Source organism: Ruegeria sp. BB10 (genome assembly GCF_056535725.1).
The window spans coordinates 1,816,734-1,831,836 of the sequence record NZ_JBQFIW010000001.1; the positions used below are offsets into that span (position 1 = coordinate 1,816,734).

General features: G+C 59.7%; 13 protein-coding genes. 3 read left to right on the forward strand and 10 right to left on the reverse strand.

Features of this window, described 5'->3' with window-relative positions; all coding sequences use genetic code 11:
• Positions 1-187 precede the first annotated feature (187 nt).
• The 3 genes from ACR3EP_RS09245 to ACR3EP_RS09255 all read left to right on the forward strand — a co-directional run bounded on the left by ACR3EP_RS09245 (position 188) and on the right by ACR3EP_RS09255 (position 2,609).
• Positions 188-895, forward strand: a complete 708-nt coding sequence (locus ACR3EP_RS09245; protein ID WP_170379045.1) for a DUF484 family protein — start codon at positions 188-190, stop codon at positions 893-895.
• Positions 892-1,812: a tyrosine recombinase XerC gene (locus tag ACR3EP_RS09250; protein ID WP_226688960.1), complete on the forward strand. Its 921-nt coding sequence runs from the start codon at positions 892-894 to the stop codon at positions 1,810-1,812. Before ACR3EP_RS09245 ends, ACR3EP_RS09250 begins: the two co-directional genes overlap by 4 nt.
• Before the next feature lie 83 nt (positions 1,813-1,895).
• On the forward strand, positions 1,896-2,609 hold the full coding sequence (locus ACR3EP_RS09255; protein ID WP_170362412.1) for a CDP-alcohol phosphatidyltransferase family protein: 714 nt from the start codon (positions 1,896-1,898) through the stop codon (positions 2,607-2,609).
• On the opposite strand, the gene ACR3EP_RS09260 is transcribed toward ACR3EP_RS09255, so the two are convergent.
• From ACR3EP_RS09260 to ACR3EP_RS09305, 10 genes are all read right to left on the reverse strand, one after another.
• Entirely contained in the window at positions 2,594-3,007 is a 414-nt protein-coding gene (locus ACR3EP_RS09260; RefSeq protein WP_480637430.1) for a hypothetical protein, read from the reverse strand. The genes ACR3EP_RS09255 and ACR3EP_RS09260 overlap by 16 nt on opposite strands.
• Positions 3,008-3,136: 129 nt before the next feature.
• On the reverse strand, positions 3,137-3,592 hold the full coding sequence (locus ACR3EP_RS09265; protein ID WP_226688959.1) for a methylated-DNA--[protein]-cysteine S-methyltransferase: 456 nt from the start codon (positions 3,590-3,592) through the stop codon (positions 3,137-3,139).
• A 74-nt stretch (positions 3,593-3,666) separates the two neighbouring features.
• Positions 3,667-6,579: an isoleucine--tRNA ligase gene (ileS, locus tag ACR3EP_RS09270; RefSeq protein ID WP_480637432.1), complete on the reverse strand. Its 2,913-nt coding sequence runs from the start codon at positions 6,577-6,579 to the stop codon at positions 3,667-3,669.
• 165 nt (positions 6,580-6,744) lie between these two features.
• Positions 6,745-9,432: a DUF2339 domain-containing protein gene (locus tag ACR3EP_RS09275; RefSeq protein ID WP_480637434.1), complete on the reverse strand. Its 2,688-nt coding sequence runs from the start codon at positions 9,430-9,432 to the stop codon at positions 6,745-6,747.
• A gap of 93 nt (positions 9,433-9,525) precedes the next feature.
• On the reverse strand, positions 9,526-10,005 hold the full coding sequence (locus tag ACR3EP_RS09280) for a DUF2269 family protein (protein WP_480637436.1): 480 nt from the start codon (positions 10,003-10,005) through the stop codon (positions 9,526-9,528).
• Positions 10,005-11,312: an SDR family oxidoreductase gene (locus ACR3EP_RS09285; protein WP_480637438.1), complete on the reverse strand. Its 1,308-nt coding sequence runs from the start codon at positions 11,310-11,312 to the stop codon at positions 10,005-10,007. The genes ACR3EP_RS09280 and ACR3EP_RS09285 overlap by 1 nt, the downstream gene beginning before the upstream one ends.
• Positions 11,313-11,405: 93 nt before the next feature.
• Positions 11,406-12,116: a VIT1/CCC1 transporter family protein gene (locus tag ACR3EP_RS09290; protein ID WP_480637440.1), complete on the reverse strand. Its 711-nt coding sequence runs from the start codon at positions 12,114-12,116 to the stop codon at positions 11,406-11,408.
• Between the two features lie 54 nt (positions 12,117-12,170).
• Positions 12,171-13,160, reverse strand: coding sequence for a YcjF family protein (locus ACR3EP_RS09295; RefSeq protein ID WP_170399232.1), 990 nt, complete (start codon positions 13,158-13,160; stop codon positions 12,171-12,173).
• Positions 13,153-13,608 carry an N-acetyltransferase family protein gene (locus ACR3EP_RS09300; RefSeq protein WP_480637442.1) on the reverse strand — a complete coding sequence of 152 codons (456 nt, stop codon included), beginning with the start codon at positions 13,606-13,608 and terminating at the stop codon, positions 13,153-13,155. The genes ACR3EP_RS09295 and ACR3EP_RS09300 overlap by 8 nt, the downstream gene beginning before the upstream one ends.
• Positions 13,605-15,017 (reverse strand): YcjX family GTP-binding protein, encoded by a 1,413-nt coding sequence (locus tag ACR3EP_RS09305; RefSeq protein WP_480637444.1) that lies wholly within the window; start codon positions 15,015-15,017, stop codon positions 13,605-13,607. The genes ACR3EP_RS09300 and ACR3EP_RS09305 overlap by 4 nt, the downstream gene beginning before the upstream one ends.
• Positions 15,018-15,103: the final 86 nt, after the last annotated feature.

Sequence of the window (15,103 nt, forward strand, 5' to 3'; positions counted from 1 at the left end):
ACCCGCGCGGCGCCTTCTGGCGTCGCGCCCGGCCCAACTGCAGAATCTGATCTTCTGATCAGTGTATTGCAGGCGGGAGCTTTTCCGACACAGCCCAAGTTTAATTCTACTTTTGCCTGTATTTTTTCCAAGGCAAATGCACCAACCCGTGTTATAAGCCGCTCAACAAAAAAAGACCGGACGGGACATGAGCAGCAACACCAAACTCAAGGATAATCTCCGCGCCGCGATTCTGGCTGAACCGGACGCTGTGCTGGACGACAAGGATCTGATGCAGGCGCTGGTCGCAGCCAACGAACAGGCGCGCGGTGACAATGTCATCGACCTGCGCGGCATCGCCATGCAACGGCTTGAGGCGCGGCTGGACCGGCTTGAGGACACGCACCGTTCGGTCATTGCAGCGGCATACGAAAACTTGGCGGGCACAAATCAGGTGCATCGCGCCATCCTGCGCCTGCTGGAACCGGTCGAATTCGAAGATTTCCTGCGCGCGCTGGGCAGCGACGTGGCCGAGATTCTGCGCATCGATCACATCACGTTGGTTCTGGAAACAACAGTGATGCAGGAAGATCAGGCAATCGAAAAACTGGGCGGCGTGCTGACCGTGGTCGAACCAGGCGCGATCAACGCCTATCTCAGCCAAGACCGCGGCGGCCCCGCACGCGAGGTTGTTCTGCGTCAGGTTCCAAACCCAAATCCCCGGATTTTTGGGGCTACGGCCAATCAGTTCAGGTCCGAGGCCTGTCTGAAATTGAATTTGGGCGATGGGCGCTTGCCCGGCATGATTGTTATGGGATCCAAAGACGCCAACCATTTCACTCCGCAACTGGGCACCGATCTGCTGTCGTTTTTTGCCAGTGTGTTCGAACGATCAATGCGCCACTGGTTGTCATGAGCCTGATCTCTCCGGCCTGTCGCGATGCGTTGCAGCATTGGCTGGACAGTCTGGGGGCGTTGGCCGGACGGTCAGAGAATACGCAGACCGCTTATCGCGGCGATATTACAGATTTCCTGTCCTTCATGACCCTGCACCACAGCGAGCGGCAGGGTCTGGCGGCGTTGGCGCGGATCACGGTATCCGACATGCGCGCCTGGATGGCCGATCAACGCGCGTCTGGCGTGGGCGCACGCTCGCTTGCCCGCAAACTTTCAGCCGTCAAAAGCTTTTATCGCTGGTTGTCCGAACGTGAGGGGTTCGAACCAACTGCCGTGCTGTCGACCCGCGCGCCAAAGTTTACCAAGAAACTGCCCCGGCCACTGGCCGAAGACGCCGCCCGCGCCATGATCGAAACGGTCGAGCTGCAATCGACAAACGATTGGGTCTCGGCCCGTGACGTGGCGGTGGTCACGCTGCTCTATGGCTGCGGCCTGCGCATTTCCGAGGCGCTCTCGCTGACCGGCTCAGATGCCCCCCTGCCGGAGACCCTGCGCATCATCGGTAAAGGCGACAAAGAGAGAATCGTCCCGGTTCTGCCCGCGGCCCGCGCAGCGGTGGACCACTATCTGCGACTTTGCCCACATCCACACGCCAAGGACAAAGCTCTGTTTCGCGGTGTACGCGGCGGCCCACTGAATCCGCGCGCGATACAGGGGGTAATGGCCAAGGCCCGAATGCAACTCGGCCTGCCGGCAACCGCCACGCCGCACGCGATGCGACACAGCTTTGCCACGCATCTTCTGTCCGCCGGAGGGGACCTGCGCGCCATTCAAGAATTGCTTGGACACGCATCGCTTTCGACCACACAGACATACACTGCTGTGGATACAGCGCGGTTGATGGAGGTCTACAACCGCGCTCATCCCAAAGCGTGATGTCTCTACATCGTAACGTTGGGTGCTCACTCTAATCTTGCTTTTGGTTTGCATCTGCCGAATGCATCGTACATGAACCCTCCATGACTCTTAGATTCAAAGCCCTTTCCGTCCATCTGTTCACTGCCACAGGTGCTGTTTTCGCAATGCTGGCCATGTTGGCGGCCGTCGAAGAAAAATGGAGCCTGATGTATCTATGGCTGGTGGTCTCGTTCATCGTGGACGGCATCGACGGCCCACTGGCACGGCACTACCACGTCAAAAAGAACGCACCCGAATTTGACGGGGTGCTGTTGGATCTGATCATCGACTATCTGACCTATGTGTTCATCCCGGCCTTCGCGCTGTTCAAATCCGGTTTGATGGACGGCTGGACGGGTTGGTTCGCCATTATCGTTATCACCTTTGCCAGCGCGATGTATTTTGCCGACACACGGATGAAAACAAAGGACAACTCCTTTTCCGGCTTCCCGGGTTGCTGGAACATGTTCGTGATTGTCATCTTCGCGCTAGAGCCCAATTTCTGGGTCATCCTGCTGCTTGTGTCGCTGCTTTCGCTGGCGATGTTCCTGCCGCTGAAATTCATCCACCCAGTCCGGACCGAGCGCTGGCGCACAGTGTCGCTGCCCATGGCGTTTGCCTGGACATTCTTTGCAGGTTGGGCGGCCTGGGTCGATTTTCACCCCGAAAGCTGGGCGCATTGGGGTTTGGTGATTACCAGCCTGTACCTGGTGTTCGCAGGAATTGCGCAGCAGATCATTCCACAGCGCAAGAGCGCAGATTACAAGACTTCCTGAACCTCAAACTCGGTCCCATTGTGGGTGAACACGTCACCCTCTTGCAGGCCAACCATGGCCAGATAAATCGGGCTTTGTGTTGAGATGCCCATATAGGTTTTGCCGTCCACATCGAACCGCGTGGTCGAAACGCAGACCACGAAGCGGCGATTGTTGAACTTGACGACGGCCCCGGGCTGCACCCTATCGGTGATATTGAAATCGGTGTTTTCAATCACATCAATCTTGGCGTGATGGGCATGCACAGGGGCATCAAAAGCCGCCGCCAGATCCGCGTTCTCGCGCGAGGCCGCGATATCGTCCTTGTCATGCCCTTCCCGGTCATCCAGCTGAGAATCCCTCAGGAAAGCGTCGTAATGGGCCTGTGCCGTCGCCAATTCCTGTGCTTCCAATGACATCAGTTTATCAATGATGGCCCTTTTTCGGACGGCCGGGTCTGTTGAGGCAGTCATGCAATGCGATCCCTTGAATTCTCTATCTGATACAAGTTGAGCCTCAACCAGCCGGATTGCAACAGATTTCCGTGATCAGATCAGCAAGCCCGCCGCCCGTTCATGGCGCAGCAGGGCAACCTTGGTCTCTACCCCACCCTTGGCCGAGAACCCACCCAGACCGCTGGCCGACAGAACCCTGTGGCAGGGGATGATCACAGGGATGGGGTTACCGCCACAGGCCTGCCCAACAGGTTGTGGGGGCTGTCCAACTTCTTTGGCAATGTCACCATACGTTCGAGTTTCGCCGAACGGGATGGCATACATCACGTCGCAAATCTGCTTTTGAAAGGCTGATCCGGCGACGAAATATGGAAGATCAAACTGCTCTAACTGCCCAGCATCATAGGCTTCCATCTGTGCGGCTGCTTCTTGCAACAAAGCGGAGTCTGGTTGGTCGTCGTCACCGTCCCAGACAACGCGTGTGATTGCACCATCTGTCTCTTCAATTCCAAGGCGACCAAACTGGGTATCTACAGCAATCATAGGCATGACCGCACCGTTTCAGATCGCCAGGCTGGGCGCAAGAAGAGAAAACCCCCGGCGTGTGGCCGGGGGTTCTAAGGTTAGCTCAGCGCCTCGTCGCAGCGTCCGCAGACGCCTTCATGGGCGTGGCGGCCCACATCGGGCAGGATTTTCCAGCAACGCTGACATTTGTCGCCCTCGGCCTTTTCGAACAGCACCGCGACGCCTTCGATTTCCGGCACGCGGAACGCCTCGGCCGGGGCCGGGTCGCCAGTGACGGTCAATCCGGACGTGATGCACATGTCGTCCACGTCGAAGGTCGCCAGCAGGTCACGGGTGTCGCCATCCTCGACATGTACGATCGGGGCGGCTTCGAGACTGGATCCGATCACCTTGTCCTGACGTTGGATTTCCAGCGCGGCGGTTACAGCTCGGCGCACACGGCGAACCTTGGCCATGTTGGTTTCCAGCTCCGTATCGCGCCACTCGGTGGGAGTATCCGGGAAATCCACCAGATGAACCGAACTGTCGTCGCCGGGGAACCGCTCCAGCCAAACCTCTTCCATGGTGAAGACCAGAACCGGGGCCAGCCATGTGGTCAGGCGGTGGAACAGGATATCCAACACGGTGCGCGCAGCGCGGCGGCGCAGGGTGTCGCCGTCGCAGTACAGCGCATCCTTACGGACGTCGAAATAGAACGATGACAGGTCAACGGTGGCAAAGGTGAACACAGCACTGAACACGCCCTGGAAATCGAAGGACGCATAGCCCTTGCGCACCTGCTCATCCAATTCCGCCAGACGGCTGAGAACCCAGCGTTCCAGACGCGGCATATCCTCGGGCGCGACGCGGTCGGCCTCGGTGAAGTCGGCCAATGAGCCCAGCATGAACCGCATGGTGTTGCGCAGACGGCGATAGCTGTCGGCGGTGCCTTTCAGAATTTCCGGCCCGATCCGCTGGTCAGCGGTATAGTCGGTCTGGGCCACCCACAGGCGCAGGATATCGGCACCGTATTGCTTGACGACCTCTTCCGGTACGATGGTGTTACCCAACGATTTGGACATCTTGTTGCCCTTGGCGTCCAGCGTGAAGCCATGGGTTACCACATTGCGATAGGGCGCACGGCCCTTGGTGCCGCAGGCCTGCAGCATTGACGAATGGAACCACCCACGGTGCTGGTCAGTGCCTTCCATATAGACATCGGCGATACCGTCCTCGGTCCCATCTTCACGGTCTCGCAGAACGAAAGCGTGGGTTGAGCCGGAGTCAAACCACACGTCCAGCACGTCGAACACCTGATCGTAGTCGTCGGGGTTGGCGATACCGTCGAGGATTTTCTCTTTGAACCCGTCGGTGTACCAGATATCCGCGCCGTCTTTCTCGAACGCTGCTTTGATGCGGGCGTTCAGGTCATCGTTACGCAGCAGATAGTCCGCGTCAGTCGGCAGCGCGCCCTTCTTGGTGAAACATGTCAGCGGTACGCCCCAAGCACGTTGGCGAGACAAAACCCAATCCGGGCGCGCTTCGATCATGGAATACAGGCGGTTGCGACCGGTTTGCGGCGTCCATTTCACCAGTTCGTCGATGGACCGCAAGGCACGTTCGCGGATGGTGTCGCCCATCTCGCCCATACCGTCATCCAGCTTGCGGTCGACCGAGGCAAACCACTGCGGTGTGTTGCGATAGATGATCGGAGCTTTCGAGCGCCACGAATGCGGATAGCTGTGCTTGATCTTGCCGCGTGCCAGCAGACCACCGACCTCGACCAGCTTGTCGATCACGGCCTTATTGGCGTCACCTTCGCCACCTTTTCGGGACAAGATGTACTTTCCGCCAAAGAACGGTAGATCGGCGCGGAACGAGCCGTCATCCATTACATTGTAGGTGATGACCTGCTCGAGCATGCCCAGATCGCGGTAAAGCTCGAATTCTTCCATACCATGCGACGGCGCGCAGTGGACGAAGCCTGTACCCTCGGTATCGGTCACGAATTCAGCGGCACGGAAGTCGCGGATGTCATCCCATTCGCCGTCGCCACCTTCGGCACCGGCCAGCGGGTGGGTCAGTTGAACATTGACCAACTCATCCGTCGTCACGTCGCGGACGCGGGTCCACTGATCGTCGTTCAGACGGGCGCGGCCCAACACGTCAGCGGCAAGGTTGTCTGCCAGCAAGAACTTGTCGCCGACACTGGCCCAGCATTCCTCAGGTGCGCCGGTGACTTCGTACAGGCCGTAGGAGATATCCTTACCGTACACGACCGCCTTGTTCGACGGCATGGTCCATGGAGTCGTCGTCCAGATCACGACAAAAGCATCATCCAAGTCGCCTGCATTCACGACTTTAAACTTCACCCAGATGGTGAAGCTTTCCTTGTCGTGATACTCGACCTCAGCTTCGGCCAGCGCGGTCTTTTCGATGGGCGACCACATCACCGGCTTCGAGCCCTGATAGAGCGTGCCGTTCATCAGGAACTTCATGAACTCGTCCGCGATCACGGCTTCGGCATGGTAATCCATGGTGATGTAGGGATCGGGCCAGTTGCCGGTGATGCCCAGACGCTTGAACTCTTCGCGCTGGATGTCGATCCAGCCTTCGGCGAACTTCCGGCACTCCTGGCGGAAATCGACGATGTTCACCTCATCTTTGTTCTTGCCCTTCTTGCGGTATTGTTCCTCGATCTTCCATTCGATTGGCAAGCCGTGGCAATCCCAGCCGGGCACATAGCGCGCATCATGACCCATCATCTGATGGGACCGGACGATCATATCCTTGATCGTCTTGTTCAGCGCGTGGCCGATATGCAGGTGGCCGTTGGCGTAGGGGGGGCCGTCATGCAGGGTAAAGGGCGTGCGGTTCTCTTTTTCACGCAAGCGGTCATAGACGCCGATGGTCTCCCACCGCTCCAGCCATGCGGGCTCGCGTTTGGGCAGGCCGGCGCGCATGGGGAAGTCGGTTTTGGGCAGGTTCAGCGTGTCTTTGTAATCAGGTGTCTGGATCGTGTCGGCGCACATTGGGGGCGTCCTTTGGATGATCTGGTCGTCTTATGGCTCGAAGCGGTCGGTGCGAAGTCTCAAACACCTTTGCCCGGCGTCTCAATGGGTCAGAGCGCCGGGGATATAATTCGAATAATGATGGCCATCCGGTCATACATGGCCGCGCTTATAGGACGCCCGCCCTCAATGGTCCAGAGGTTCCGGGTCCTGCGGCGAATGGCGCAGCTTGGCCCATCGGTTCAGCCATGCCAGCCCTGCCAATGCCAGGCCCAGCGCCAGCAGCGAGAACACCCGGATCAGCCCACCCAGGCCAGCGATATCAATCAGGAACACCTTGGCCACGGCCAGTCCGATCACCACCAGACCCGCCTTGCGCATCAGGTCGGATCGGCGCGCCAGTGATTGGTAGAACAGCACCGCACCAATCGCCAGCAAAGCCATGGTGTAGGTGTAAAGTTCGGGCTGTGTCACGCCGTTGCCTTCATACATCCCAGCGGCGCCCTGCCAAACATGGCGGATCATCAACCCTAGCCAAAGGGCGGCAAGTACACAGGTCAATCCCCAACTGGCACGCTTTAGCCAAAGCGGGGTTGCGTAAATGCGCCAGACCGAGAAACCGATAATCAGCGCAGGCAGCAGATAGGCCACCGCAAGCGTATTCAGAACCGGCGGTCCCAGAACCGGTGGCACGGCTGTGCCGAGCAGCGGGTTCGCCTCGACCACCGCCTGCGCCAGACGCAACAAGCCGTGGCTGGCAAAGAACGCGGCCAGCAGATAGCGGACGTAGTTCAGCTTACCCCCCAGCTCCAACCGCTGGACTTGCGCGAAGGCCAGAAGCAGCCAGATGATCGCCAGCAAGCCCAACCCCCAGTGGCTGTTGGTGGCGTTGCCTTCGCCAAAGCTTTGCAGCCAGCGCTCCAAAAGCAAGGACAGCAGAATGCCCCCGGTTGCCCAAGCCGCGCTTTCCAACAACAGGCTCGCCACCGGGCGATGCATCGGCCGCAGTAGCAACCACCCGATCACAAATCCCAAAGTGGCCCCGCCATACACCAGCGCCATCTCAGGCACCGGTGCATAGCTGGCCCAGACAAGGCCCGGTGTCAGAACCAACCGAACGGTGACTGTGAATACGCCTGCCCAGATGAACCAAGTCATAGGTGGCAGATTGAATTGGCGGTCCAGCGCCGCTGCCACCACGACCATCACGACCAGCGCAATGGTTAACGCGGCCGAGCTGAGAACAATGATGCAGGCAAAACTCAGGCAGGACAGGGCTGATATCGTAGCCAGCGCCGGACGCATCCGGTCCTCGCCATCCGCGCGTGCAAAGCGTTCCGCCAGAACGACCATCAGCACGCCCAGCGCAATTGCGTGCAAGGCCCAAGGGTATGCCCCGATGACGTGGGCCGGATGCCAGCCGACCTCAAGCGCGATGGCCAACGCGGGGGCAAAGACCGCCGCTGCTCCGGCCCAGATTGCCGCGTATCTTTGCGCATTCATCGACCGCCATGCCGCAGTGATCGAAATCACCACGCCAAGGGCGATGAGAATGGTTACTACCCACGGAAAATCCGCCTCGGGCGTTTCTGCATAGGTCTCGGCAAACTGACGCAATACGACCCCGTTGTCCCAACCATGCATCAGGACAAACCAGACGAAACCAAGCGCAGGCAGTGCCGTAGCATCCTGCAACGCTTCGGCCCGCTGTGCCCATAACATCAATCCAAGGGTCATCCCGGATAGCAGAACAACGCCCAACCAGAACTCATCAACACTGTCCGCCCAGTGCAGCGACACAATCGCCGAGCTGACAGCGACCGCGCCAAAGCCCAGTCGGGTTGGAAATTCCGGCCATGCATCGCCCTTTTTCCTCCTAACGATTTCGCAGATCATCGACCCGCCATGATTGGGCCAAACGCGCCGGACCGGAATTGCGATGGCGATCACAGCCAATGCCGTCACGCAAAACAAGTATGCGGCCTCGGTCAGGGGCGAAGACAACACCAGCAGCAGGCAGGTTGTGTAGGCCCCAAACAAGGTTAGGACCGAGATCCATGCCCAACGCCGCACCGTGTCGATTCCCAGACCCAGAACAGCGATGACAACGAAATAGGTATACAGCCAGCTTGGGTTCTCTGACGTGCCACCAACCACGAAGGGGGCAGAAAACGCACCAATTAATCCGACAGCGGCCAGCAAAGGGCCGTGAAACCAGCCCAAAACCAATCCCACCAGCGCAACCGCGACCATTGCGGTCAAAGCGACCTCGGGGCCGATCAGGTCATAAAGCTGCCGCGCGGCCAGAACGCCTCCGAACAGCGTGACCAGCCCAGCACCGGAAAAGACCGACGGCAGATAGGCAGTCGCTGTGCTTTCGTCATCACCATATCTGCGCCGGATGACCTCGCCAGCAACAATCAGCACTGCGCCGAAAAGCAACGCCGCGATCACACGAGCGGATGGCGGCAACAGCCCGCTTTCAACGCCGTACTGAACCAGGAATATCCCCGCCAGCGCCAGCGACAGGGCCGAGACCGCATAGAACCAGTTCTCGCGCAGCCAGATTGTCAGCGCGGCCAGACGATCCTCGCGAATGACAACGGCTGCGGGTGGCGTTTGCTCGGCCACAGGTTTGACCGATTGCGCCTTGGCTGCAGACCATGGGGCAGGTTTTGATGCCCTGTCCGGCTTTTCGGTCGGTTTGCGCGGCTCAACCTGCTGCGGTTCCGGCGCATCGCTGCCAAGGGACAGTATTTGGCGCTCCAGATGCTCAACCCGTCGACGTAGGCGTGTATGGTTGACTAACAGCACAACGATGGTGACCGGAATGGCCAGCACGATCAATCCGACAAGGACAAGAAGGGATTCCAATGGGTTCTCCGGGCGGTTTCGATGTCAGGCTACCTGAGGCGAACAGTCAGCAACAGCCAGAATTCCCGATAAGTTGTTTGTCGGTCTTTAGGGCTACACCCAACCAATCGACGGACGGGCGATCATCAGCCAGATGATAATCAAAACCGACGCAAAGGCAGGAAATCCGCAAGCGAACCAGATGCGGAACAGACTGTTATAAGCCCAAGGCAGCGGCGCGTCCGCATCTGCAGAGGCCTGCGCCAACCTGCGCATTCGAACCTGTATCCACACCACCGGCAACCAAAACGCCCCCGCAACCGCATAGAGCACCAGCGAGGCCAAAACCCAACCTTCGGTCAAAGGCCAGCCCAACCGCCACGCCAGCAATCCGCCTGTCACCGGTTGCAGTACAACCGCCGTTGCCGTGAACAGCAGATCGGCCAGCACCGCGGTTCCTGCGGTCTGCGCGATGAACCTGGCGTCACCAGAACGATGCGCGATCAGCATGAAAAACGCGATGCCTGCCCCCGTGCCCAACAGGACGCAGGCGCCGATAACGTGTAAGAAACGCAGGATCAGGTCAGGGTCCATCAGCGGCTCTGCAACAGGGGCCAGGCAATAAGCGACAAGGTCATCGCCGGCAGGATTTTGATCAACGGGCCAAGCGGGTCCAGCCACAGGCCGGGTACGGTGAAACTGGCCGCCAGCAAATAGAACAAGGCCACCGCGACCTGCGCCAGACAGGCGCGCGCAGCCCACGGTCGCCACAGGATCGCAAGCCCCAAAAAAATGTCGACCAATGACCAGAACAAAACGCTGGCAACGGCCATTCCGGTGCTCCACCCGGCCCCGGTCAGAACCGATGTAGCCTTAGGCAGACCAATCAGCCCGAAAAAGCCGGACAGCAGCCAGAACAGGCTGAGCGCGGCGACGACCAGTGGCATCAGCAAGGACATTCGCGCAACCAGCCGATGTTCACGGGCGCAAGTCAGGCCTGCATAAACCTGGGGCAAGGGTGCCAGTGACCGGCCTGTTGCGGCGCGATACGGTTCCGGATCACCAACCACACCTTCGCCCATCACGGTCATCGCATTGCTGCGCAAAGGCGAGCGCCAACCCAAATGGCCCAACGCATCAGCGCCGCGTGCGACTATGGCTGTAACAACCGCCGGCATTCTCACAGTGAATCGCGCTGCGGGAAAACCCATCCAGCGCCGTGTCTCGGCCAGGACCTCAGATAGTGGGGCGGGCGTGTCTTCGACCAGATCGTAAGTGCCCTGTGGGACCTCATCGGCCACGGCTGCGGTCACGGCACGGCACAGGTCCGACATGCCGACGCATTGAACCAAAACATACGGATACGCGATGGGTTGTACCAAAGGAACCGCTGCCAGCATACGCAGCAGCGCTGTTCCGCCATAATCGGATTGCCCGATCACCAGACCGGGTTTGAAAATCCAAAGCGGCACATCACAGGCCCGCAGCGCAGCGTCCCCAGCCGCCTTGGTGCGCATGAAATCCGTTTCTGCATCGAGGTCGGCACCAATGGCCGAGATTTGAACCACCGCAATGCCCCTTTGCGCGCAGGCTTGCCCCAAGGCCGCAATGGCGGTGTGATGCACAGCCTCGAGATCATCGGCGGGACCATCCTGCAATGCTCCTGCACAGTTCACGACACAGTCAACGTGCTCCAGATGCGCGACCCAGTCCTTGGGCTGCAGACAAGCCCGCAAATCGCCTTGCACCTGCGTGACATCCGGCAGAACCTGCACCCCGGTTTTCAAGTTACGCACAAAGGCCGCCACATGCGCACCCTCGGCTTGCAGAGATCGCGTCACCGCAGCGCCGATAAAGCCATAAGCCCCTAAAACCAGGACGTTTTTATTCTCAATCCGCAATGGTTGCTCAACCCGATGAACCTGTCTGCGGCAGCGTAACCGTTGGCCAACAATTGACCAGCCCTATGGGACCCACTGCGACAATCTTGGCCGTCAGGGGTGAAACAGCGAGCCGACAAGAAAAGCGATCAAGGCCGCTGCACCGCCGATCAAAAAGGTCTCGAGCCCGGACCGCCACCACGGGGACAGCGACCAATGGGCTTTGAAGGCCCCAATGGCAAAGAAAACACCCATCGTCATGCAGACCGAGATGGCAAAGGCATGATCGACCGATAAAAGGAATGGCAGCAATGGCACCATGCCCGCGACAAGAAAGGCGATGAAGGTCGCCATGGCAGCTTTAAACGGATGGGGATCGACGCTGCCCAACCCGTATTCGCCTTCGACCATCAGGTTGATCCAATTGTCGTGGTTGGCGGTGATTGCATCGGTGGCGTCATCCAGAACGTCGCCCGACAGGCCCTTTTGGGCTAGTATCTCGCGCACCTCGCGGCGCTCGCCCTCCGGGTAAAGGCTGATGTGGCGTTCCTCGATGGCGCGGATGCGACGGATGTTGTCTAACTCGGCCTTGGTGCCCGAGTAATTCCCGGCAGCCATGGAAAACCCGTCGGCCAGAACATTGGCAAGCCCCAGCGCCACGATGATGAACGGCGAAAGCCCCGCTCCGGCAACCCCGGCCACGATCGCAAAGGTGGTGACCGATCCGTCGATACCGCCATACACCACGTCCCGCAGCACCCCTCGCCCCGGAGGCGCATTGATCCGCGCGGCGATTTCCTGCTGGCTGTGTCCGTGATCGGTCATGGCTGGCTCCGGCTTTGTTATGCACACCAGCGGGCCATAGGACTTTGCGTCAGGTCAAGTTTTGGAAAACAACCCGCTGAGCGCGCGTTTGATCATCCCGCGCGTAGATGGCTTGTGCCGGTCGGAAAATGGCAGTGGTCGGCAGACCTCCATCGCAGCCACACCAACCCGCGCGCTGAGCGCGCCGTTCACCAGCCCCTCGCCAAACCGGCGCGACAGTTTGCTAAGGACCGATCCGCCCAGAATAGGTTCCAGCAGATCATCACCCACGGCCACGGCCCCGGTCGCTACCAGATGCACGAACACTGCACGGGTCAGGCGCCAGCTGCCCAGAAATCCGGCACGTCCGCCATAAATCTCAGCAACCCGACGGATCATCCGCAATGAGGCCGCAAGCGCCGTCACAACATCGGCCAACGCTAAGGGCACCAGTGCGGTCACCGTGGCAACCTGACGGGCGGCGGCCTCGACCTCACGGCTGGCGGCAGCGTCCAGAGGGGCCAGCAATTCGTCCTCGGCCAAGGTCAGCAGGGTTGTGGCGTCGAATTGCTCTTCCATCCGTTCAGCCAGACGGTCACGGCCCCACCGGGTTTCTTCGCGCCCTTTGTAAAACGCGATCAGGCGGTTGGTGACTGCACGGGCCTGTGCCAAATCCGCCTCAGCCAACGCGGCATCTGCGGCGCGGCGCATCCCATCCACGCGGGACAAGCGCCCGATGGCTGCCAGCTCCCGTAGGGCGATGATCAGGGCGACCAGAACCAACGCACCGATCAGACCAGTTACAACCCAGCCCAATATCGGTGACCGCAACAACAGCGAGGTGGCGAAATCCCATGCGGCAACAGAAACCACCGCGCCAATCACGGCCAGCGCCAGACCCCAAAACCATCGTGACAGAACCGAGGGTTTCCGCGCAGCCAAGCGGGCTGCCGCTTGCATCGCCTGACCTTGAGGTGGCTCAATATCGGGGACCGGCGGAGCCTGTGCTACGTCGGCAGCAGGTTCTTCCGTATCGAGATCAATCAGTACCGGACCTTTAGCCATCCGCCACCCCTTTCCGCCGCCAGACATATTTGATGTCTGGCAGATTTTCATCGTTATCGGCCCCGTTGCTGCGGGCAACTTCGGCAAAACCGTTGCGCTCATAGAACCGGCACGCCCCGTGGTTGGCCTGAAACGCAAAAAGGGACAGTTCGATCTGATTGGACTTGGCGTGGTCCAACAAGCGCTGTCCAATGCCTTGTCCACATTCTGGCGGTGTCAAATACAGGGAATGAACTTCTGTTTCATTGAGCGCAAGAAACCCCACAACGCCAGTATCGGTTTCGGCCACCGTGACCCACCCTAGATCGATCATCCAACCGCAAAAGGCGATGATTTCAGCGCAGGTATGTAGCTCGGGCATCCAATCGTTTTCGCGCGAAAAGCCGTGCAGGATCTCTCCGATCTTTCCGGCATCCGTGGTACGAGCGGGGCGGAGAGTCACGGTCACAGGCGGTCTCCGATCAGAAACTGCGTGGCACGGTCCAACCGGATATGGGGCGGGCCATCGCCTGGACGCAAGGTCAGATGCGCTGGGGCAAAGGCCATAAACCCAAAATCCTTGTCCAACCAGCTTTCAGCCCCGTTTCGGGCCGGACCCAGTAAATGCGCCGGGTCATCAGGCAGATCACCGGGATAAAAGGCCGCCTGTTTGCCGTTCAGCAACGTCCCACGCACACAAGGCAGATCCGCCCCGTTATGCGTCCGGATTTCCTCGGTCGTGGCACGCAGGGCGGCCAGCGACAGCGCCGCCGTCTCGGCCCCGGCAAAGCTGGCCCGGTCGCGGGCATCGCGGGTCAGGGCCTCCATGATATGGGTCAGACCGGGGTGCTGTGTGTGGTGCAGGTGATCGGCCTTGGTGGCTGCGAACAGTATACGTTCAACCCGCTTGCCCAACAGCAACTGGCTGAGCCACGCATTGCGCCCCGGTCGAAAGGCCGACAGGATATCGGCCATCGCGCGACGCATATCCTCAACCGCTTGCGGCCCCTTGTGGATTGCGCCCAGCGCATCGACCAGAACCACCTGACGGTCGATCCGCGAGAAATGATCGCGAAAGAAGGGTTTCACCACTTGCGATTTATACGCCTCATACCGCCGCGCCATTTCGCGGTGCAGGCTGCGGCGCGGCGCGTGGCCCTCCACCGGCAATGGCGCAAAGGTCAGCACCGGAGAACCCGCCAGATCGCCGGGCAGTAGAAACCGCCCCGGCGTACAGTCGTAAAAGCCTGCATCCCGTGCGGCGTTCAAATACGCAGCAAAGGCTTTGGCCAACGCCTGAGCCGTGGGTTCGTCATGAGCATCCGCAGGGTTTGCCACCCGGGCCTGCGTCAAATACGCGGCCGCTTCGGTCCGCGTTTCGATACGGTTTAAGGTTTCGGCTGACCAGACCTCATATGATTTGTCCAGTAGTGCCAAGTCCAGCAGCCACTCACCCGGATAGTCCACAATATCCAGATGAACCGTGCGCGGCCCCTGCAGACCCGCAAGCAACCCTGCCGGACGGGCCTTGAAGGAAAGGCGCAGCTCGGACACGGCGCGCGTGCTATCTGGCCAATGAGGCTGCGGCCCGGTCAGCGCAGCCAAGTGGTTTTCATAATCAAAGCGCGGCACCGTATCGTCCGGCTGGGGTTGTAAGTAGACCGAATTGATGCGGCCCTCCTGCTGCGCGACCAATCCTGGCATACGCCCCCGGTCCAGCAGATTCGCAACCAGGGATGTGATGAACACCGTCTTTCCCGACCGCGCCAACCCGGTAACGCCCAGACGGATGACCGGTTCAAACAGAGTTTCAGACACACGGTCGCCTACGGATTCGACACCGCGCACAAGACTGTCTGCCAGGGATGAGATGACCAAACTGTCGCCCCGCTTTTATCGTTTCGCTCAAGATAGGTAGAGGGCGCCGTACATACCAGCGCTTTCCCACTCTTGCCCGTTCCCGC

Bases quoted from the DNA above. Each gene is read 5' to 3' on its own strand.
- ACR3EP_RS09265 (WP_226688959.1), bottom strand. From the start codon at position 3,592: ATGCCTATGATTGCTGTAGATACCCAGTTTGGTCGCCTTGGAATTGAA.
- ACR3EP_RS09255 (WP_170362412.1), top strand. From the start codon at position 1,896: ATGACTCTTAGATTCAAAGCCCTTTCCGTCCATCTGTTCACTGCCACA.
- ileS (WP_480637432.1), bottom strand. From the start codon at position 6,579: ATGTGCGCCGACACGATCCAGACACCTGATTACAAAGACACGCTGAAC.
- ACR3EP_RS09290 (WP_480637440.1), bottom strand. From the start codon at position 12,116: ATGACCGATCACGGACACAGCCAGCAGGAAATCGCCGCGCGGATCAAT.
- ACR3EP_RS09280 (WP_480637436.1), bottom strand. From the start codon at position 10,005: ATGGACCCTGACCTGATCCTGCGTTTCTTACACGTTATCGGCGCCTGC.
- ACR3EP_RS09250 (WP_226688960.1), top strand. From the start codon at position 892: ATGAGCCTGATCTCTCCGGCCTGTCGCGATGCGTTGCAGCATTGGCTG.
- ACR3EP_RS09260 (WP_480637430.1), bottom strand. From the start codon at position 3,007: ATGTCATTGGAAGCACAGGAATTGGCGACGGCACAGGCCCATTACGAC.
- ACR3EP_RS09245 (WP_170379045.1), top strand. From the start codon at position 188: ATGAGCAGCAACACCAAACTCAAGGATAATCTCCGCGCCGCGATTCTG.
- ACR3EP_RS09295 (WP_170399232.1), bottom strand. From the start codon at position 13,160: ATGGCTAAAGGTCCGGTACTGATTGATCTCGATACGGAAGAACCTGCT.